The 21638-nt window shown below is 37.1% G+C and carries 13 protein-coding genes; 2 read left to right on the forward strand and 11 right to left on the reverse strand.

Features of this window, described 5'->3' with window-relative positions; translation table 11 throughout:
- Positions 1-7: 7 nt before the first annotated feature.
- From ACR9EA_RS08925 to ACR9EA_RS08975, 11 genes are all read right to left on the reverse strand, one after another.
- Positions 8-709, reverse strand: a complete 702-nt coding sequence (locus ACR9EA_RS08925) for an L-ribulose-5-phosphate 4-epimerase (protein WP_435131791.1) — start codon at positions 707-709, stop codon at positions 8-10.
- Positions 706-2385: a ribulokinase gene (locus tag ACR9EA_RS08930; protein WP_435131793.1), complete on the reverse strand. Its 1680-nt coding sequence runs from the start codon at positions 2383-2385 to the stop codon at positions 706-708. The genes ACR9EA_RS08925 and ACR9EA_RS08930 overlap by 4 nt, the downstream gene beginning before the upstream one ends.
- A 227-nt stretch (positions 2386-2612) precedes the next feature.
- Positions 2613-3614, reverse strand: a complete 1002-nt coding sequence (locus tag ACR9EA_RS08935; protein WP_435131794.1) for a family 43 glycosylhydrolase — start codon at positions 3612-3614, stop codon at positions 2613-2615.
- A 4-nt stretch (positions 3615-3618) separates the two neighbouring features.
- Entirely contained in the window at positions 3619-4965 is a 1347-nt protein-coding gene (locus ACR9EA_RS08940) for an MFS transporter (protein ID WP_435131797.1), read from the reverse strand.
- Between the two features lie 60 nt (positions 4966-5025).
- Positions 5026-7401: a beta-L-arabinofuranosidase domain-containing protein gene (locus ACR9EA_RS08945; RefSeq protein WP_435131800.1), complete on the reverse strand. Its 2376-nt coding sequence runs from the start codon at positions 7399-7401 to the stop codon at positions 5026-5028.
- A gap of 2 nt (positions 7402-7403) precedes the next feature.
- Entirely contained in the window at positions 7404-8399 is a 996-nt protein-coding gene (locus tag ACR9EA_RS08950) for an arabinan endo-1,5-alpha-L-arabinosidase (protein ID WP_435131802.1), read from the reverse strand.
- 3 nt (positions 8400-8402) lie between these two features.
- Positions 8403-9362: a glycoside hydrolase family 43 protein gene (locus ACR9EA_RS08955; protein WP_435131805.1), complete on the reverse strand. Its 960-nt coding sequence runs from the start codon at positions 9360-9362 to the stop codon at positions 8403-8405.
- 6 nt (positions 9363-9368) lie between these two features.
- Positions 9369-10985: an arabinan endo-1,5-alpha-L-arabinosidase gene (locus tag ACR9EA_RS08960; protein ID WP_435131806.1), complete on the reverse strand. Its 1617-nt coding sequence runs from the start codon at positions 10983-10985 to the stop codon at positions 9369-9371.
- Entirely contained in the window at positions 10985-12541 is a 1557-nt protein-coding gene (locus tag ACR9EA_RS08965; RefSeq protein ID WP_435131808.1) for an alpha-N-arabinofuranosidase, read from the reverse strand. Before ACR9EA_RS08965 ends, ACR9EA_RS08960 begins: the two co-directional genes overlap by 1 nt.
- Before the next feature lie 81 nt (positions 12542-12622).
- Positions 12623-14188 carry a RagB/SusD family nutrient uptake outer membrane protein gene (locus ACR9EA_RS08970; protein WP_435131810.1) on the reverse strand — a complete coding sequence of 522 codons (1566 nt, stop codon included), beginning with the start codon at positions 14186-14188 and terminating at the stop codon, positions 12623-12625.
- Positions 14189-14207: 19 nt separating this feature from the next.
- Positions 14208-17300, reverse strand: coding sequence for a SusC/RagA family TonB-linked outer membrane protein (locus tag ACR9EA_RS08975; RefSeq protein WP_435131813.1), 3093 nt, complete (start codon positions 17298-17300; stop codon positions 14208-14210).
- 250 nt (positions 17301-17550) lie between these two features.
- Here ACR9EA_RS08975 and ACR9EA_RS08980 point away from each other — a divergent pair, with 250 nt between their 5' ends.
- Positions 17551-18243, forward strand: a complete 693-nt coding sequence (locus ACR9EA_RS08980; protein WP_435131816.1) for an NUDIX hydrolase — start codon at positions 17551-17553, stop codon at positions 18241-18243.
- A gap of 431 nt (positions 18244-18674) precedes the next feature.
- Positions 18675-21638 (forward strand): gliding motility-associated C-terminal domain-containing protein, encoded by a 2964-nt coding sequence (locus tag ACR9EA_RS08985; RefSeq protein WP_435131818.1) that lies wholly within the window; start codon positions 18675-18677, stop codon positions 21636-21638.

Consider the following 21638-nt stretch of genomic DNA (forward strand, 5'->3'; position numbering starts at 1 on the left):
AATTTATTTATTGTCCGTAATACGCATCTTTACCATGCTTACGGTCGTAATGTTTTTTTATTAATGAATCTTTTAAACGCGGGGCGTTAGGATTAATTTGTCGCGTTAAATACGCCATTTCTGCAACTACTTCCAGCACTTTACTGTTATACACGGCCTTAGCGGCATTTTTCCCCCAAGCAAATGGCCCGTGGTTGCCCAATAGTACCATTTCTACTTCGGTATGCGATAATTGTTTCGATTTAAAACAATCTAAAATCTGAATACCAGTATTATGCTCGTAATTACCTGCAATTAAATCGTCGTGCATTGGTGCTGCACAAGGAATATCTTTAGTTAAATGATCGGCATGCGTCGTTCCAAAAATGGGAATATCCATTTGTGCTTGAGCCCATGCCACCGAATATTTAGCGTGTGTATGCGCTATCCCACCAATATCTTCCCAATGCTTATACAAATAAGCGTGTGTTTTGGTGTCTGAAGACGGACGTAATTCGCCTTCAATTTTATTGTTATCGTAATCTAAAATAACGATATCTTCTGGTTTTAAACTTTCGTAAGGTACTCCGCTAGGCTTTATGGCAAAGGCACCATTAGCCCGATCTACGGCACTTACATTACCAAAAGTATATACCACCAAACCCAATGCATTTAACTGCATATTGGCTTCGTAGCACTCTTCTTTTAAACTTTTATATTTTGAACTCATTTTTTATTGGATTTTACGGTTGTTTCTACAAATGCCCCTAAATGCTTATACGCCTGCATAATGTCTTCGTATTTATCTACATTATCGGCCTGAGGGAAATATTCGGCTTCAAAATCGCTACCCATAACTTTACTGGCTTCTATAACATTAGGATAAACACCTGCTGCAACAGCCGCATAAATCGCTGCACCCAATGCCGGGGCCTGATCTGATTCTGCTACTTTAATTGGCATGTTAAGTACATTTGCCAAAGTTTGCATAATGAAAGGTGATTTTCTAGCCACACCACCAATACCAATTACGGTATTAATTTTAACGCCTTCGTCTTGAAAACGATCGACAATCATTTTAGAACCAAAACAGATGGCATTTACAAGCGCTTTAAAAATATGCGGGGCTTTGGTACCTAAAGAAATACCAGACATAGCACTTTTTAATTCTTGGTTGGCATCTGGCGTTCTACGACCATTTACCCAGTCTAATGCAACTGGTACTGCATCGCTAAGCGGAATATTTTCGGCTTGTGCCGCTAAAGTGCGTATAAAATTGGCATCAATTTCGTCTTGTAAAGCTTTTTTCTGATCGTCTGATAATATTGAAGATCTCATTACCAAATTCTGCACCGGCCAAGCTAAAACATCTTTAAACCATGCCAAAACATCGCCGAAAGCCGATTGTCCAGCTTCTAAACCAATATAACCAGGAATTACAGAGCCATCCACTTGTCCGCAAATGCCTTTTACAGTATTTGCACCAATAACATCTGGAGACGACACCATAATGTCGCAAGTCGAAGTTCCCATAACCCGTACTAAAGCGTGTTCATCGACTTTAGCACCTACAGCACCCGAATGGGCATCGAAAGTACCGACGGCGATTACCGTTTTTGTGGTTAACCCTAATTTCGTTGCCCACGCTTCATTTAAATTTCCAGCAACCCTGTCCGATGTAAATGTTTCGTTATACAAATTTCCTCTTAGACTCCCTAAATAAGGATCTAATTGACTTAAAAATTCTTCCGAAGGTAATCCGCCCCAGCTTTCGTGCCACATAGCTTTGTGGCCTGCTGCGCAACGACTTCTTTTAAAGCTTTCTAAATCGTCGTGATCTGAAATTAAATAAGTAATGTAATCGCAGTGTTCCATCCACGTATGGGCTGCTTCTTTTACTGCTTTATCTGTTCTTGCAATGTGCAATATTTTAGCCCAGAACCATTCCGAAGAATAGATGCCGCCTTCGTATTTTGTATAATCTTCTCCGCCCCAAGATCTCGCTAATTCATTAATTTCGTTAGCTTCTTGAATGGCAGTATGGTCTTTCCATAATACCATCATGGCATTTGGATTTTCTTCAAAACCTGCTGTTAATGCTACAGCTTCACCAGTTGCTGTAATAGGAAGTGGCGAAGACCCTGTGGTATCTATACAAATACCAACGATACTTTCTGGATCGACTTCGCTACTAGATACGACTGATTTAATGGTATGTTCTAAACCTTCGATATGATCTAAAGGATGTTGGCGAAATTGATTGATACTAGCGTTACAATATTGTTGTGCTTTCCAACGTGCATACCAGTGTACTTCTGAAGCTAATTCAGCTCCATTTTGAGTATCGATTAAGACGGCTCTTACAGAATCCGATCCATAATCTAACCCTATTACATATGTTTTCATGTTTAAAAAAATTCGTATTTAGTATTCAACAAATATAGTATTATAATATATAAGTGTAAAAATAACACTTAAAGTTTAACGTAATTCCTGCGTAATTTAACATCATCTTTTTAGAGATAAAAACGGTTTAGCATATTTACTCAAATAAATTAAAAATGAGCTATAAACCTGCTAACAAACACTTGCTTTATAAATGTTAGATCTCCTACGTGCATCGTGATGTCTTTTTAATACAACTCAAAAACTGGTCGACCAGCTTCATCAAATGTAACTTCCATAATGCGGGCATGACGATTAGGATCGTATAACGGGTCGGCTTTAATTTCTTGTAATGGTCTTGTATCGGTTTTAGGTACTACCATAGGATCTCCCACAGCATGTTCGTAATCTCTAGCATGGTAAACACATAATGGCGTTATACCGTCTTCGGCCACAGTAAAACTATTGTGGCCTGGTCCGTAAATATGCTTCTCGTAATTGGTTTGCAACACAGGGAATCTTGTTTTCTTCCAAGAATTTCTATCCAATAAATCAGCGTCTTCATCGGCTTCCATATACCCCATACAATAGCAAGCGCCCGTAGCACTTGCCGAGAAGGTTATATAAATTTTGCCGTTATTTTTAATGACTGCAGGCCCTTCGTTCACCCAGAAATCAACACGCTCCCAATCGTAATCTGGTGTTGTTAACATAAATTGAGGTGTTTTAAGTTTTATAGGCGATTCCATTTCTGCTAAATACAAATTAGACGCCGCAAACTGCCCCCCTGTTTTTTCTGCCCAGCAGAAATAACGCTTGCCTTGATTTTCGAAAACTGTACCGTCTAACGAAAAATCTATAAATGATTTCTGATCTCCATCTGCAGCTTGCATCATTCCAAGTTCTATCCATTCATCTTTAAAAGGATCTTGACCTTTACACTCCAAGACATAAGGTCTGAGTGCCCAAATATCATCTTCTTGACTCGCGGCGAAATAGACATACCATTTGCCATCTAAATAATGAAGTTCTGGTGCCCAAATATGTCGACTCATCGGGCCACTGTCGTGCTTAAACCACACATCAAAAGTCTCTGCATTTTGCAATTCAGCAATAGTTTTCGCCCGTCGCAATTCTATTCTATCGTAAGTAGGCACCGAACCCGTAAAATAGTAATACCCATCGGTATGTTTATAGATAAACGGATCGGCACGTTGTTCAACTATTGGTTTATTAGTAAATCGTGTCATAACTTTAAATATGAAGTTTTGCTTTTATGAGTTCGTAATAGGTATCGGTAATTTTATACTTATAAATTAACATGCCGTTAATAACATGAAAAGTGGCTGGAATTAATGTTAACATTAAAGCGAGTCCCATTAAGGAAGTCTCAGATTGTATAGTATCTGGAATATATCCAAAACTATCGAGCAACACGCCTACTACGGCTCCTGCAATACCCATTCCTGCTTTTTGTGCAAATGAAATCCCGCCAAAAGCCAATCCCGAAACACGAATACCGGTTTCGGCTTGCCCATAATCTACAGCTTCTGCAATAGCAGTCCAAAAAATAGGCGCATGTACATCGACTACAAACGATAAAATGAAATACATTACATAAGCCAATAACATACTTTCTGGATGAGGCTTTACAACAACATACATAAGCAAACTCAATACCGCTACAGCAAACTGCGACATCCAAAATAATTTCACCTTACAGAAGCGTTTGGTTATAAACGTAGACGCGGGCATAGCTAAAATAGCAGCTGCTACACCGGTACCCATAAAAGTAGATTGCACCACTTCGTCGCCGCCTAAATAATATTTTGCGTAGTATATGGCCACAGAAGCTCTTATAACATAACCTACTGTACCAGACAAGCAAGATCCTGCTAACAATAACCACTGATTGTTTTTAAACAGATATTTTAATTGTTCCAATAAGGGTCTTTTCTCTTCTACATGTTCTACACGCTCTGTGGTGGTAAAAAAACAGAACAGTAAAAGTAGTGTACCAACAAAGGCCATAATTCCCATAGCTATTTGGTAGCCGCGAGCCAAATCGCCTGAACCCATTTTTTTAGCAAGTATTGGCACAACTATCGATACCGCAAAGGCAGCAATCTTGGCAAAAAACAAACGGTACCCACTAGCCGACAACCGTTCTTTAGGATCGCTTGTTAATACCCCTATTAAAGAAATGTAAGGAATGGTTACCGAAGTAAACATGAGGGTGACCAATATATAGGTGGCGTAAGCATAAAGCAATTTTCCTGCATAATCGAAATCTGGTGTGGTAAAAGTTAAAAACACCGAAATTCCGAAAGGCACCGATAAGTATAAAAAATAAGGTCTGAATCGTCCGGATTTGAATTTGTATTTATCGGTAATAATGCCCATAAGCGGATCGCTAACAGCATCTATTAAACGTACCAATAAAAACATTAAAGCCACATCCTTTGGAGTAAGACCAAAAATATCGGTATAAAAATATGTAATAATCAGGAACATTGAAGAAATCACAACATTCACTGCTGCATCTCCAGAGCCGTACCCTATTTTTTCTAAAAGACTTAACTTTTGATTTTCTGTTTTCATATACTCGTTTTTAAGTCATCTTTTATACTTTAAAACACCGACTTAAATTATTTAATATTGTTATTCTTTTTTAGTTGCTTCAGGAGCTTTTATTAATCGAACACCATAAATACCTGCTGTTGTAGAACCTGAATCTGCTTGAAAACGTACTTCTAAAACAGCATTTTGTTTTACTAAATGCATTGGCAATTTATAATCGACATCGAAAAACGTATTGCCTTTTTCTCCCTCTAATTTAGGGCTCGCTATAACCTCTCCATTCACTAAAATTTTAAAATGCCTTCCAGCATCTAAACCAAAATATGTTACACGCAAATAATCAGCATTAAAATATTGATTTTTAAAATTATAACTAAACCAACCTGAAGCATCTCTCCAATGTTTATTTTGATTCAATCCGCTATTGGATTCCACCGATTTTATACCATGGTCGGACTCTGGTTGTTGTTCACCTGGTGCCACATAATCTAAGGTAATGGATTGCAAATAGGCTTCGGATTTTTCTTTTTCTGCCAATTCAAGTTGTAACTGTTCTAACCCTTCTGGTGTTTCATTTTTAAAGTATATGGCATAACGTTTTTCGTGAATTTTATAAAAGGGCTGAAGCACCAGATTTTTATATTTTTTTGGATACCAAAGTTCTGGTGCCGAAAACTCTAGCGGCTTATTTGGTATTGGCTTAATCGCTTTTAAAATATCGGCTTCCTGTCCAGATATTAACATAGGCGCATCGTTTAAAGGCAAAAAAGGGCCATCGGCAATATGTCCGCCTCTACTATCGTCTGCAAACAAACCATCCTGATTGGCATCACCTGTAACCGCAGCCAATACAATTGGCCCATAAGTTACAGATACATACCCCGAATTATCTGGTATATCTACCAAACTTAAATGCATAGGCAACGTCATAGTAATACGATCGCCAGATTGCCATTTTCTACAAATAGGAATATAAGATCCAGGAACGCCTTTAACGTCTATTGACTTACCATTTACCGAAATTTTTAAAGCTCCAGCTGCAACCCACTGCGGATAACGTAACATTAAAGTCGCCTTTTTAGCCGCCTTGCTTTCCCAAATTAAAGTGGTTGATGCGGTTTCTGGAAAGTTGGTTTCTTGAGTGATAGTTGCCTGTTGTGCTTGCCAATTTACTTGTGAAGGAATGAACAAGTTTACATACAATGAATCTTTATGCTTAGCATAAATCAGTTCGTTATACTTGGTATGATTTTCCATTCCAGAGCCTACACAACACCAAAAACTCGTTTCTGGTTGCGAGTATACTCTATAATGCCCAGGTCGCATTGGTGTAAAATATACAAATCCGCCATTGGGATTTTGAGATGACAAAATGTGATTGTAAAGTCCGCGTTCGTAAAAATCGATATAGCTTTCGTTTGCAGTATCTTCAAAGAACATTTTACTCAACTTAAGCATATTATAAGTATTACAGGTTTCGGGACCTTGTTCGCTACTTAAAACTTCGGTAAAGTCGTTAATAGGGTTAAAATGTTCTCGCACACTATTTCCACCAATACTCAATGAACGTTTTTGAGTCACATTATCGTAAAAATGCAACGCTGATGCGCGATAGGTTTTATCGTGGTCTAATTGATAAATACGCTCGAAACCAATAAATTTTGGTATTTGCGTATTCGCATGCATACCTGTTAAAATATCTTTATTTTCGGCTAGTGGATTTAACAACCCCTGTTCGGAAAATCGCTTAGCTAATTTTAAGTATTTTTCATCTTTAGTAATGTAATACACTTCGGCGAACACTTCGTTTAACCCACCGTGTTCAGAACGTAACATATCCTGAACTTGAGCTTCAGATAAATTACTCGTTACTCCACTAAACCAATCAGTTAATGCAATTAACATAGTTTTAGCTTCAGCCTTATCGGCAAACATCCAGGCATCTTTTAAACCAGCAAACGTTTTATGAATATTGTAAAGCGGTACCCATTTATCGTTTAAGCTAAAACTACCTGCGTTAATTTTTCCGTTTTCAATGGCTTTCCACAAAGTCTTACTTCCTGGTATACCACCAATATATCCATTGCCATTAGCTTGTTGTACACGATGTAATTCTGATAACACATAATCTATTAATACATTCGCTTTTGGATTGTCTGTAGAAGCATAATACATAGATAATGCCGATAAATAATGCCCTAAAGTATGGCCATCTAACCCCGTATTTTCCCAATTGGTATACGCTTCCGCTTTAGGTGTTAAACCAGCTTCTCTAAGATATGGCGCCAGCAATCGGTCTGGATTTAGCTCTTGTATATACTTAAAATCGGTTTCTGCGGCTTCTTTAAAAACACCAGACATTACAGAAACTTGATCTAAAGGAAATAACTGCACAGCCTCTTGTGCCATGGCTGACAGTGTGAAAATAATCCCCAAACTTGTTAATAATAATTTCATCTTTACTCTAATACATTGTCTTTTAGACTTGGCCATAAATTATTATCCCATTTCAATTCAGAAACTCTTAGCTTAGGCAATCCTTTATCTGAAGCATCATACCCATGAAAAAAGATATAATCCTTATCATCAAAAGTATATACACTGTTATGTCCAGCGCCGTACCACTTGCTATTTCCTTCAAGCACTAGAGTGCCTCCACCAGCATTTAATGGTGTTCCGTCTTTATCTACATAAGGCCCTGTAACCGTTTTAGAGCGCCCCACCACAACTTTGTAGGTGCTATTTTCGGCACGGCAACAGTAATCCCAAGATAAAAATTGATAGTAATATTCGCCTTTTTTAAATATAAACGGCCCCTCTAAAGCGGCATCACCCGCATCGGAATCTTCAATATCGAAACTACGCTCGCGACGTGCAATAGTATGCCATACTTCTGGTGTTGCAATAGATTTTAAATCTGATGCCATTTTCACCATTTTAAGTCCGCCCCAGAACGATCCAAAAGCCATCCACGGCGTTCCTTGTTCATCGAAAATTAAATTCGGATCTATAGCATTCCAATTATCTCGATTAGGAATAGATTGGATGATGATACCCTGATCTTCCCATTTGTAGTTTTTATCGTTCGGATTCAATGTTTTGTTAGTTACCAAACCAATTGCCGAAGTGTTTTTTCCGAAGGCTGAAATAGAATAATACAAATAATACATGCCTTTATGAAAGGAAATGTCTGGCGCCCAAATATGCCCGTTAAATCCCGGAGCGACATCTTTAGCCCATTTTGGACTTTCGGCAAATACTTGTTTTGCTTTGGTCCATGTTTTTAAGTCTTTAGATGTAAAACTGGTTATACCAGGACCTGTACAAAATAAATAGTATGTATCGCCTTGTTTTGCCACAACTGGATCGTGGGTAATTGGTTTTGTAGTTTGTGCAAAAGCTTTTAGCGATACTAAAATCACTAAAAGCTTTATATAAAATTGAACTGTTTTCATAGTTTAATCTTGAATCCCTTCCGAAGTCATAATCACACGCTTTAGGGTGCCATCGGGATTATAGTATAATCTATCCACACATACCGAGCGTCTGAAACTTCCTCCATGAGTAGGAATGCTACCATTGTGATAAATGAAGTAATCTTTTCCTTTAAACTCTATAATTGATTGATGATTGGTGTTGGAATTCCCTGCAACTTCATTTAAAATACCTTTATATTCCCAAGGACCAGTGATGGACTTACTCATGGCATAAGCAATTTTTTCTGGAAATTGATACGCATACGATAAGTAATACCAATCGCCTTTTTTATGAATATATGGTGCTTCTGTAAAATTAGGAAGATCTACCGTATGTATTGGTCCATCCAATTCAATCATATTATCCTTTAATTTGGCATAATGACAAACAGTATTGCCCCAATATAGATAGGCTTGACCATCGTGATCTACATACACAGTAGGATCTATATCGTCCCAAGAAATATCGGTATGCTTGGTCATATCGTTAGTAATTAAGGCTTTCCCTAAAGCATCTTTAAATGGCCCTGTTGGCGAATCGGATACAGCCACACCAATAGATTTGCCGTGGATACTACCATGAGACACGGTAACATACCAATAAAATTTTCCGTTACGCTCTATAACTTCCGATGCCCAAGCATCGCCTTTTGCCCATTTAAAATCGGCCGGTTTTAATGGCACGGGATGCGATTTCCAAGTTATCATATCGGTTGATGAATACACCAACCATTCGTCTATTTTATAAAAATTAAAATCGTTTGGAGCCTCGTCGTGCCCTGTATACAAATACACCGTATTATCGTGTACAATAGCTGCTGGATCGGCAGTATATTTATCGGTAATAATCGGGTTGTTTATGTTGTCTATTTGTTGTGCTTGTACCTGTAGAGTCGTTAAAACCACGCCCAGAACTGTACTTGCAAAATTTAATCGTTTCATAGTATATTAATTTATTTTTTTTGCCCAAATAGGTTTTCCTTCCGTTGTAAATCCAGAATACGACAGGGTAACTGCTCTTGGCGAAGCTTCCCAATCCCAAGCATCAAAAAGTTTACATTCTTGTCCGTTTACATAAATGGTATTGGTATTTGCATTAAATTCCCAATTACCAGAAACTTCGCCGCCCATAGTACCATTACTATTAAAAATTATGGTTTTTGAAGTTTGCATAACTTTATACTCGTAATTCATAGTAATTTGCTCCCAAGTACCTGCTATGTCTGCTACTGTAATATTAGTTTCTGGCACATTAGCATAACGTTCTGGAGCCACTACAGGCCAACCATCTTCTGTCCATTGCAATTCTCTAACCTGTCCCATCATTACGGCATTAGACACGTTAATTCCTGGCACGCCTTCTGGCAATCTACCTTGCGATGAAAAATACCATTTGTTGGTATCGGCATCCTGAAAAATAGCACAGTGCGAAATTCCAACCCATCCTGTATGACCGTTAAATTTATAAGGATGTGTAAGCATCGGCCAGCACTCTGCACCTTCCGATACATTTTGACCATCGATACCCACATAAGGCCCTAACAAATTTGTAGCTCTAGCCACACGGGTATTATATGCTACAGATAATTCGTCGTATGCCAAAAATAAGTAGTAATAACCAGTATCTGGATTATATATAATTTCTGCACCTTCTAAACCTTGCCATCTATTAGATCCAATATTTCCACGACCCGCTATCCTTGTTCCATAATCTTCAATACCATTAAGTTGGAATGGTTTACCTGTTGCTGGATCTAACTGTACAGCAGCAATGCCCGTATGCCAAGATCCGTAAATTAACCACTGCTCACCTTCTGGTGTTTCTACTATACTAGGATCTATGGCATTAAATTTATTATACGAACTCCAATCGTTACAACTGGCTCTGTAGTAATCTTCTACTCCATCTGGAATGGCAGTAATAACCATACCTTTATCTTCCCAATTATTAGAAGCCAAATCGGTAGTTTCCATCATACCTATATAAGGGCGTTCTCCCCATGAAGCACAACCGTCGGTTCCCGTTATAAGCTCATCTACAATAATACTGTAATACATACGGTATATCCCATTGATTTCGCGTACACAAGGTGCCCAATAACCGTATTTCGGATTTGCAATTTCGGGTAATTCCATGCGCCTTCTATTCGCGTTCATAGAATCTTTAACCCAAGTAGGGGCGGCATCCATTGTCTTGCCCAAATACTCCCAGTTTACCAAATCTTTAGAGCGACGCCCATGAAAATGCCCATGACCATCATGAGCATTACCATAAGAAGCATCGGTTTGATACATATAAAAGTACTCGCCTTGTTTTACAACTGTTGGGTCGTGTACATTAGCTAAATTCCAACGGCTTCTATTAGCCCATGAACCTATATTGGTGTAATTATCAGCAAAAGTGGGCCCATCGAAAGCAGGTTCCGTTGGTTCGTTATCGTCGTCATCTGTCGGGTTTTCTTCAACATCGGGATCGTTAGTAACGTCTTCATCTTTAGAACAACTAAACACCATTCCAAAAAGAAGTAAAACAAGACAGATGTGTTTTAAATGTGTAAGTTTCATTATTTTTCTCCTTCTATTACTACTACCGAAAACGGAGGCAATTCTACTTGTAGCTCTCCTTTTTTCAATTTAAAATCCTTGAATGGTTGTGGTGTGATATTGTTTGGATTGTCGAAGGTATTATGATCTTGTAAAGCTTTAGAACTTAAAATGCTTGCTGTAGCATTTTTTAACCCTAAATCTTTTACATTTATGCTTACGGTATGCGCTTGTTTTGCATCGATATTCACTAATGACGCACTCACTTTACCAGCTTCGTCTTTTGATGCCGAAATAGAAATAGCGTCTAACGATTCGCCGTCTACAGTATATTTAGGCGATTTAAATGTTACTGGAATTAAAGTAGCATCGTGATGCACGGTATACATTTTCATTACGTGATAAGTAGGTGTTAACAACATTTTTTCGCCTTCTGTAAGAATAACAGCTTGTAACACATTTACTGTTTGTGCAATATTTGCCATCTTAACACGGTCTGCATGATTATTAAAAATATTCAATGTCGTTCCAGCAATCATAGCATCGCGCATTGTATTTTGCTGATATAACACTCCCTTTTCTGGTGTTTCGCTATCGTACCATCCGCCCCACTCATCTACAATTAAAGCGACTTTATGCTCAGGGTCGTATTTATCCATAATAGCCGTATGTTTTTCAACCAGTTCTTCCATTTTTAATGCGGTTTTCATAGTTGAAAAATATTGTGCTTCGTTAAATTTTATGTCGGAGCTTTTATTTTCCCATTTTACAAATGAATACGAGTGCAAAGCGACACCCTCTATTAAATTTTTAGGAATATCACGCATCAATACTTCTGTCCAATGGTAATCTGCCACATTTGCTCCAGAAGCAATTCTGAATAATTTTTGGTCGTTAGTCCAACTCGTCATAAACGTAGCGTACTGTCTGTAAATGTTAGCATAGTGTTCTGGCGTCATATGGCCACCACAACCCCACATTTCGTTACCAACACCCCAATATGTTACGTTCCAAGATTTTTCGCGACCGTTTTCTTTTCTTAAATCAGCCATCGGACTAACACCATCGTGCCCCACATACTGAATCCAATCTGTAAATTCTTTAACAGTACCACTACCTACATTTGCGGCTAAATAAGGCTCTGTATCTAACACTTCGCAAAGGTTTAAAAAGTCGTGGGTTCCAAAGCTGTTGTCTTCTGTTGTACCACCCCACCATTGATTTACTATTGTTGGTCGGTCTTTTTTAGGACCAATACCATCTTTCCAGTGATAGGTATCGGCAAAACATCCGCCAGGCCATCTTAAATTTGGAATTTTCAACTCTTTAAGCGCTGTAATTATATCGTTTCTAACACCATTGGTATTAGGTATGTTTTTATTGGCTTCACCAACATAAATACCATCGTAAATACAGCGTCCTAAATGTTCTGCAAAATGACCATAAATATGTTTACTAATTATTGGAGCATCGCCTTCTAAAGTTAATGATACTTCGGTGTTTTTTTGAGCTGCAAGTGGTTGTATAACACTTAAAGCCAAACCGGCAACAGCACTATAAATATGTTTTCTTTTCATTGTTGTTTTTAATTTAAAAAAGACCGCGCGATAAACGCGGTCTTTAAGGTTTTAATGCTTAGACTAATTCAAAATAAAGTATTAATACCCTGTGTTTTGTTCTGTTACTAGAGGGTTGTTGTCCATTTCTGATTGTGGAATCGGAAAATATTCTCGCCCAGGAACATAACTATTATACTCTGGATCTCTAGATTTTAACCACTCGAGTTTAGCTGGATCTTGTAACCATCCCCAACGACGAATATCGTCGAATCTGTGCCCTTCTAAAGGAAACTCTAAAAAGCGTTCGTGAGCAATTTGATCTCTCATTTGTTGTTGTGACATACCTGGTTTGGTAGTTGCCAAATCTGGTAAATTAACACGATCTCTCACCTGCTGAATGTAAGCATAAGCAGCATCGGTTTGTCCTAATTCGTTTAAACATTCGGCATACATTAATAACACATCGGCGTAACGCATAATGCGTTCGTTAATTCCAGATCTCCAGTCGTACTCATCTACTCTACTACCATCAGAATTTTGGTATTTAGCAACAAATAAATCGTTTAAATAGGATTCGTTAGCGCCATAATGCGTAGCAAAATCTACACCATACAGCATCATGCCTCCCGGTTTGTTATAAAACATAGTGGCATCTAAACGTGGATCGACTTGACCGTCTACCGTTTGTTCTTTATGAAAATCGTCGAATAAAATACGGGTTGGCTGCACATCTGTAAATCCAAAAGTTGGTGGGCCGTAAGTAATGGCTCTGGCAGAAGTTTTACCCCAACCAGATGCTGGCGCACCGCCCCAGCCTAAGTCTACTCCTCCTGCTTCGCGACTAAATTGTACTTCAAAAATAGATTCTGAATTATTTTCGTTGTATAACGTAAAATTATCTTGGTAATTTGCTACTAATGCATATTCTCCAGAATTTATTACACTCTCGAAAGCTGTTTTAGCAGCATTGAAGTCTTTTGTAAACAAATGTGCTTTTCCTAAATATGCCATAGCGGCGCCTTTAGTGGCTCTTCCTACTTGTCCGGCATCTGGTCCTGACACTGAATTATAATTTTCTGGCAACAAAGCTGCTGCAGCTTCCAAGTCAGATTTTACCTGAGCCCAACCTTCTTCTTGTGTTTTTTGCTCGTGATAAATTTCTAAACTCGTTAATGGTAACGGCACGTTTTTAAACATGTTTACCAAATGGAAAAAGTATAACCCTCTTAAAAAATAAGCCTGACCTACTACTCTATCTTTAAGTGCTTCGTTTTCCATTTCCATGCCTGGAACGTTTTCTAACACTTGATTAGCTCTGTACACCCCTTGATAAAAGGTTTCGAAAGCCCAACCATAAATAGCGGCATCGGCTACACTGGTATTAAAACGGCCAACATTAGCCATAGCCGCCCACGGACTGTTACTGCGTGTACCATCGCCTTTTAAATCTAATAACAACGGCGTACTACGCATATAAGACCCATCTGTAAGTAAACTACCGTAAACAGAGTTTACACCTTCTAATGCATCATTATCGTCTTGCCAAAAAGAATCGGCTGTTTCAAAGTTCGGGTCGGTTTGATTAAGGTCTTCATCACTCACACATCCTGTAGCCAATATAGCCGATGTAATTGCAAATGAATATAATATATGTTTTGTTTTCATAATTTCTAAATTTTCAATATTAAAAGTCTAACTGCACACCAAGAGCTAATGTTCTTGGGTTCGGGAACGAACCGAACTCAAAACCTCTATTAAACAATCCGTCACTAATAAAATCTGGGTCATAACCACTGTAGCCCGTAATTACGAACAAGTTTTGACCAGATGCGAAAACTCTAGCTCTTTGAAACACTTTAGTTTGAATTGGAATGTTATATCCAATTTCCAAACTTTGCAATCTTACATAGTCTCCATCTTCAATAAAACGATCTGATGCTCTGTTATTAGCATTAGGATCTCCTATAACTGGTCTTGGTATATTGGTATCGGTATTATTTGGTGTCCAATAATCCATCATTTCTACAGAACTATTTACTAAATCGCCTAACATGATATTTTGACGCGTTCCGTTATAAATTTTATGTCCGGCAGCCCCTTGAAAGAAACATGAAAAATCGAAATTTTTATAACTAGCACTTAAGTTTAAACCAAAATTTAAGTTAGGAATTACGGTACCTTGGAATGTTCTGTCTTCATCTGTTATTAATCCGTCACCAGCATCTGGAATACCATCACCATCGGTATCGACAGTTAATTGATCTACAAACTTAACATCTCCTGGTTGCGCCCCAGACTGAAACGCATGATTGTTAATTTCGTCTTGCGACTGGAATAAACCATCGGTTTCGTATACATAAATCTCACCTGCAGAACGACCAACTTCTGTTCTTCCTACCCCAGATGAAATAGGTGTGTCGTCTACCCCTATTTTTAACACTTCGTTCTTTAAGGTTCCTAAGTTGGCAGAAATGTTATAACTGAAATCTTCTTTAACATCTCCCCAGCTAAAGGAAAATTCTACCCCTGTATTTTTAATAGTTCCTGCATTGGTTGTTAATGATATAGGAAATGAACCTGAAGAATAAGGAATTGGAATATCGGCCAATAAATCTGTAGACTGTTTCATGAAATATTCGGCAGTAAATTGTAATCTGTTGTTAAACATTCCAAATTCGGCTGCAACGTTAGCAGATTCTGTATCTTCCCATTTAATATCTGGATCTACCATTTTTACTACTATGGTTCCTGGAGCTAATTCATTATTGAAATCGTAACTAGCAAATGGATTTAAGTTTCTAGCAAATTCATACAAACCTATTGTATTGTTACCTAACTGACCATAACCTCCTCTAATTTTAAAGGTGTTCCACCAATCTGGCAAATTAATATCGTTATGCACTTTCCATGCTCCAGATACAGACCAATAGTTACCTGTATTATTACGCTCAGCGAACTTAGACGATTTATCTTGTCTGAAGTTAAAGGTTAATAAATATTTGTCATTATACGTATAGTCGAATCTACCAATGTACGACTTATATGTTTCTTCCGATTCATACTCTGAAGCATCACGGTTATCGGCATATTCTAAATGCGGAATTGTTCCAGCAGCATAGCCTGTACCCCAAGCTCTCATATTGTAATAATTATTGCGCTCGTGTAACAAACCTCCTAAAAAGTTAAATTGGTGCTTTTCGGCCAAATTAAAATCGTAAGTCAATAAATTATTTACAATGGTTCTTGTAGTATGCCCACTGTTAACATCTAATAAAGCTTCCTCTGGTGTGGTTATATAATACCAGCCTAAATCGCTTTCCGGATTGTAATATCTGGTATCCCAGTTTGTACGATCGGCACTTACACTCAATTTGTATTTAAGTCCTTTTAGAATTTCATACTCACCCCACATGTTACCAACAAAGCGGTTACGCTTGTTTTCGTTGGTAATTAAGTTGTTATATCCAATAACATTTAACGATATAGCACGTTGGGTTATACCATCTGTACCGCCGTAACCACCTAATCTGTTAGGATCGTAAACCGGCATTGTTGGTATGGCCTGAATTAAATTTATAATAGATGAAGTACCAGCGTTATACTCGTTAAAGTTTTCTTTATCGGATAAAGAATACGACATTTTTGCACCATATTTAAATTTTCCTTTTTCTCCATTCAAATTCATGGTTGCTGTATATCTTTCATAATCCTGAGGTGTTTCTAAATACCCAGTATTTTTAAAATAATCTACATTTACATTATAATTTAATGTTGGTGCTCCTCCGCTCAAGTTTAAAGTATGGTTTTCTAAAATCCCCGTTCTAAAAGCCTCATCTTGCCAATCGGTATCTACATCGTCGATATACGAATCACTATCTGGATAATTTGCTGGCGAAGTAGCCACATTTAAACCTTGATTATTGGCATTGGTTTCGGCAACTCTTACCAATTCTTGGTATTGCTCTCTGTTTGCTAAATCGTACCATCTGTTTTTTGGTAAATTCTGGAATCCAGTTGTCACTTTATAACTGATATCCAATTTGCCTTCTTTACCTTTTTTAGTAGTAATAATAACCACCCCATTTGCACCACGTGCTCCATAAATAGCAGCAGACGATGCATCTTTAAGCACTTGAATAGACTCGATATCGCCTGTTGCAAAATCGTAAGGATTATCTACAATAACACCATCTATAACAAAAAGTGGATTATTGTTTCTAAACGAAGTAATACCCCTGATTTTAATGTTTACAAATCCGCCTGGCTCACCAGAAGACTGCACTGTTACCCCTGGAGCCTGTCCCTGTAACATTTTGGCAACATCGTAAGTAATGGTCTTTTTAGCATCGTCTACATCTACAACACTAACGGCACCTGTTAAATCAGATTTCTTTTTCGAGCCGTATCCCACAACAACGACTTCATCTAAAGCCGACAAACTTTCCTTTAATACAATACTGAGATTTGTCTGATTTCCTACCTGAATCTCTTGGGTAACATACCCCAAATAAGAAATCACTAAAATAGCTTCTGGAGTGGCATTAATTTCGAAATTTCCATCGAAATCTGTAGCAGTTCCCGTTGTAGTACCTTTAACCAAAACATTAACGCCTGGTAAGGGAATTTCGGAATCGGCTTCCCTTACAGTACCTGTAATTGTTTTACTCTGCTGAGCAAAAATACTCATAGATGACAGCAGTAGCAATGCACAAGTTAAAATCCTGGTTTTAGACTTTAACAACCTGCTCTTCATAAATGATTGAGTTGTTGTAACCATGTGTGTTAGTTTAAAATTAATATTAAGTGTGTTTTTTACATTTATAAAAGTATATGTTTAATTCTGATTTAGCAAGTATTCAACCTAAATTTTAACAATTAATCATTAATTTTATCTATATTTGAGAATAAGTTAATGTTGTTAAAAAACCGTTAAACCATTGCCAGCAAAAGGTTACACGCTATTTTTAACTTTATTTTAGCTTTCAAACGTTTTCATGAAAAAAAATTATCTTCACAAAAAATTTTAAATGAATTTGAATAATTACAGTACCGAAGACAAGGTACTATTGGCTGTAGATTGTATTATATTTGGTTTTGATGGTGAAGATTTAAAGATTCTTTTAATTAAAAGGGATTTCGAACCAGAACGTGGTAAATGGTCTTTAATAGGTGGTTTTCTTAAACGTCACGAAACCCTTCACGATGCTGCTAGTAGAATTTTACATTACTTAACCGGATTTAACGATATTTACATGGAGCAGTTTTATGCTTTTAGTGAAGTTAATCGTGACCCTGGTGAACGTACGGTATCTGTAGCCTATTATGCCCTTATTAATATAGAAGACCATAATAAGGAATTAACCCAACAATTTTCTGCGAACTGGTTTAGTGTTTCCAGAATGCCACATCTTATTTTTGACCACAATCAAATGGTAGACCACGCCATAAAAAGGTTAAGATACAGAACCTCAACCAAGCCTATTGGTTTTGAACTACTTCCTGAGAAATTTACCATGAAACAGCTTCAAAAACTTTATGAATCTATTTTAAATACTAAACTAGATAAGCGGAACTTTATTAGTAAAATTAACAGCTTAGACATATTAATACGTCTCGACGAAAAAGACACCGAATCGTCTAAGCGCGGGTCGTTCCTTCACACTTTCGACAAAGACAAATACTACAAAAAAACAAACGAAGGTTTTGTATTTAAAATTTAACGCTAATTAATCCAATAAATCAATAACACGTTTACAAAATTGATTTTAAACAATTTAGATCTTAAGCACACTTTAGATTCTAATACTATAATATAATGCACGTTTCAAAAGACAGGTTTGAGTTAAAACTCTATGGAGTAAACTTATTTTAGTATTAGCATATTTTAACTTTTTAAAAATTAAAAACAGGATAAAAAGCTGCATTTTATCGATTAAATGCAAATTTTATTGGTGAACACTCAAATTTTTTATACGTTTATACTACGAAATTTAATGGAATACGATCAAAAACCGTAAGCAATTAAAACCGAATAGATTATTAATTTTAACAGATATATATTGAAACAAAACTAGAACACCCTTATTTTATAACCAGTTGTTAATGCCCCCACATTACTATCGGCTGTAAAATAAACTTTACTAAAAAGACCATGAAACCTACTAACCTACCAAATAAACTGAGTTTATTTGTATGCCTTATTATAGGGATAAGTTTTACGACTAGGAGTTATAGCCAAATCACCATTTTAACCCCTACTCTAGATTTTACCCAAGCTTGTGCATCGGCCGATTTTAACGAGTTTCAAGTGAACTTCTCGTTTTATCCAGCACAAAATTTAGGCGCAGATAACGAATTCTTGATCGAGCTTTCCGATGCTTCCGGGGATTTCTCTGCTCCTGTGGTTTTAAAACATCTAACAAATTCAGCATCTCCTGTTCGCGAAAAATTTGCCATACCAGAAACAGCCTCTGGCGATGCTTATAAAATACGAATTCGCAGTACAAATCCAGAATTTACAAGTCCGTCAACAACGGCTTTTTCTGCCTACTACGCAACTCATAACCAACCATTTTCCATTAATAGTTACGACAGCACTGTTTCGCTATGTCAAGGACAAACCTACACCCTAAAAATAGACAATAACAACACACCGGCATCGCCTGTATATTATCCAAATTTAAAATACATCTGGTATAAGAACTTTAACGAAATATCGGGAGCAACTTCATCGGAATTAACGGTTTCGGAACCAGGATCGTACTATTGCGTGGTCGACTACGGCAATTGTGTTATGGATAGCTATTCTAATATTGTAGATGTTGAAGTTATTAGCGACATAGTTCCCGAAATTACCGCCAGTGCAACTGCACTTTGTAATGGTAGTTCTGTATTACTCACCAGTGCTATCACCAATAGCAGTTACAGTTATACTTGGTATAAAAACAATACCGCAATAACAAATGCTAACGGAGTTACTTATGAAGTTTTAGAGCCAGGAGACTACCAATTAGAAATCAATATGGGTGGTGATTGTGATTTTCTGTCAAATACCATAACCATAAACAATCTAGACTTCGACGTTTCTATAAATAACAACGCCAATACCCTGTTAATACTTCCTGGAAACACTTTAAACCTAACCGCACAAACAACAGCTCAAAATCCTAGCTATACTTGGTTTAAAAACGATATAGAAATCACAGGGGAGTCTGAAGCTGAAATCTTAATATCAGAACCTGGCATCTATAAAGTAGTAGTAACACAAACCGAACCTTGTGCGCTTCAAAAAGAAGCTACAATAACTGTTTCTAGTCCGTTATATTATGAATTAGAAATTTCAACCGATGCCAATTATAGTTCTTGTAGCAGTACCTCAACAACATTAAGCATCAGTAAATTTGACGCCATTACCAACGACGATACCATCAATTTAATTGAAAACACATCTAATTATACATTTCAATGGTATAAAAACAATAGCCCTATAACTGGAGCAACCAACTCTAGTATTGTAATCGCTGATGCTTCAGAAAACGGAACCTACACCTTAGATGTTAAATTAACCGATGAAGACACCGAAATATCAAATGCTATAGATGTACAATTGGCAACAGAAAACATTAGCATTACAAACGATATTGCTTTATGTAACAATCAGGATGTGACTTTAAGCGCCAATGTTTCAAACAGCAACTACACCTACCAATGGTATAAAAACAACAGTAGTATTACAGGCGAAACGAATAGTAGTTTAATTACCAATACTGCTGGAAATTATTATTTAGAAGTGACAAGTGGCAACTGTACTTTGAGTTCGAATACTATTGAACTTATAGATGGCGGTATAAATATTACTTCAGAAACGCCAGAACAAAATGTTTTACTCCCAAGTGAGTCTAAAACAATACACATAAGCACCGATGCCACTTCACCTACTTTTAGTTGGTATAAAAATAATGAGCTTATTGAAACTGCTAAACAAAACAGTATTACAGTAACCGAAATTGGCGAATATAAAGTTACAGTAACCCAAACCGAAGGTTGCAGCACCGAAATTTCAAAAACATTTGTATTTACGGCACCTTCAAATGTTTCGGCTACCATTGCAAACGATAACTTCAAAACCTGTACGACCGATGTTATAACAATTAGTTTAACCAGTTTATTGGCCGATACAGATTCTGGAAGCATCGACTTATTAGAAGGCGATTTCAGTAATTACAGCTTTCAGTGGTATAAAAATAATACCATGGTTAACGAAGCCAACACTTTACATTTAGACATTACCAACCCAAAAGACAATGGCGAATACTACGTTGTTGCACAAGTTCCTAATTTTGGATATGTTACATCAAACTCCATTCATGTTCATCTAACTACAGTAAAACAAGTCTCTGTAAGCACACAAGATGGTTTTTGCGATACGTCTAGCATGGTAACCATTACCTCGGATGTTACACCTACAGACGATATTAGCTTTGCTTGGTACAAAACAGATGCAAATACCATACTAAGTACTAGTACTACTGTAACAGTAAACGAAGCTGGTACCTACTATTTAGAAGTTACCGATGGTGATTGTGTTATAGCATCTAATTATTTAGACATACAAGCATTAAATGAAGATGCAATCACAACAAACTATCCGTCTAACATAAATTTAGTTGAAGGGACTACCCTAACACTTACTGCCGAAGGTGCTCAAAATTACAATTGGTTTTTTAATGGTGCTGTAGTATCTACAACCAACGAAACCTCGATAAGTGAAGCCGGACAATACACCTTAACGGCATCGGTAAATTCATGCGAAGTTGTAAAAACTTTTACGGTTACAGAAATAGAAAATAATGCCATTGCCATACCAAATACAGTAACCTTAAACAACGATGGCATTAACGACACTTGGGCATTACCTAACCAATATGTAAATCAACCTAACATAGAAATTATAATATACAAAGCCGATGGTTCTGTCGCTTTTAAAAGCACAAATTACATGAATAATTGGCCAGAACAAGACTATCGTTTTTCCAATAAAAGCCCCGTGTTTTATTACATGATTTTAGATAACGGAAAAACCATTAAAAAAGGATCTATAACAATAGTAAAATAA

This window comes from Formosa sp. A9, assembly GCF_051200825.1.
Taxonomy (GTDB): Bacteria; Bacteroidota; Bacteroidia; order Flavobacteriales; family Flavobacteriaceae; genus Formosa.

What these genes read in the sequence shown, in the direction of transcription:
- ACR9EA_RS08925 (WP_435131791.1), bottom strand. Translation starts at nt 709, where the DNA reads ATGAGTTCAAAATATAAAAGTTTAAAAGAAGAGTGCTACGAAGCCAAT.
- ACR9EA_RS08930 (WP_435131793.1), bottom strand. Translation starts at nt 2,385, where the DNA reads ATGAAAACATATGTAATAGGGTTAGATTATGGATCGGATTCTGTAAGA.
- ACR9EA_RS08935 (WP_435131794.1), bottom strand. Translation starts at nt 3,614, where the DNA reads ATGACACGATTTACTAATAAACCAATAGTTGAACAACGTGCCGATCCG.
- ACR9EA_RS08940 (WP_435131797.1), bottom strand. Translation starts at nt 4,965, where the DNA reads ATGAAAACAGAAAATCAAAAGTTAAGTCTTTTAGAAAAAATAGGGTAC.
- ACR9EA_RS08945 (WP_435131800.1), bottom strand. Translation starts at nt 7,401, where the DNA reads ATGAAATTATTATTAACAAGTTTGGGGATTATTTTCACACTGTCAGCC.
- ACR9EA_RS08950 (WP_435131802.1), bottom strand. Translation starts at nt 8,399, where the DNA reads ATGAAAACAGTTCAATTTTATATAAAGCTTTTAGTGATTTTAGTATCG.
- ACR9EA_RS08955 (WP_435131805.1), bottom strand. Translation starts at nt 9,362, where the DNA reads ATGAAACGATTAAATTTTGCAAGTACAGTTCTGGGCGTGGTTTTAACG.
- ACR9EA_RS08960 (WP_435131806.1), bottom strand. Translation starts at nt 10,985, where the DNA reads ATGAAACTTACACATTTAAAACACATCTGTCTTGTTTTACTTCTTTTT.
- ACR9EA_RS08965 (WP_435131808.1), bottom strand. Translation starts at nt 12,541, where the DNA reads ATGAAAAGAAAACATATTTATAGTGCTGTTGCCGGTTTGGCTTTAAGT.
- ACR9EA_RS08970 (WP_435131810.1), bottom strand. Translation starts at nt 14,188, where the DNA reads ATGAAAACAAAACATATATTATATTCATTTGCAATTACATCGGCTATA.
- ACR9EA_RS08975 (WP_435131813.1), bottom strand. Translation starts at nt 17,300, where the DNA reads ATGGTTACAACAACTCAATCATTTATGAAGAGCAGGTTGTTAAAGTCT.
- ACR9EA_RS08980 (WP_435131816.1), top strand. Translation starts at nt 17,551, where the DNA reads ATGAATTTGAATAATTACAGTACCGAAGACAAGGTACTATTGGCTGTA.
- ACR9EA_RS08985 (WP_435131818.1), top strand. Translation starts at nt 18,675, where the DNA reads ATGAAACCTACTAACCTACCAAATAAACTGAGTTTATTTGTATGCCTT.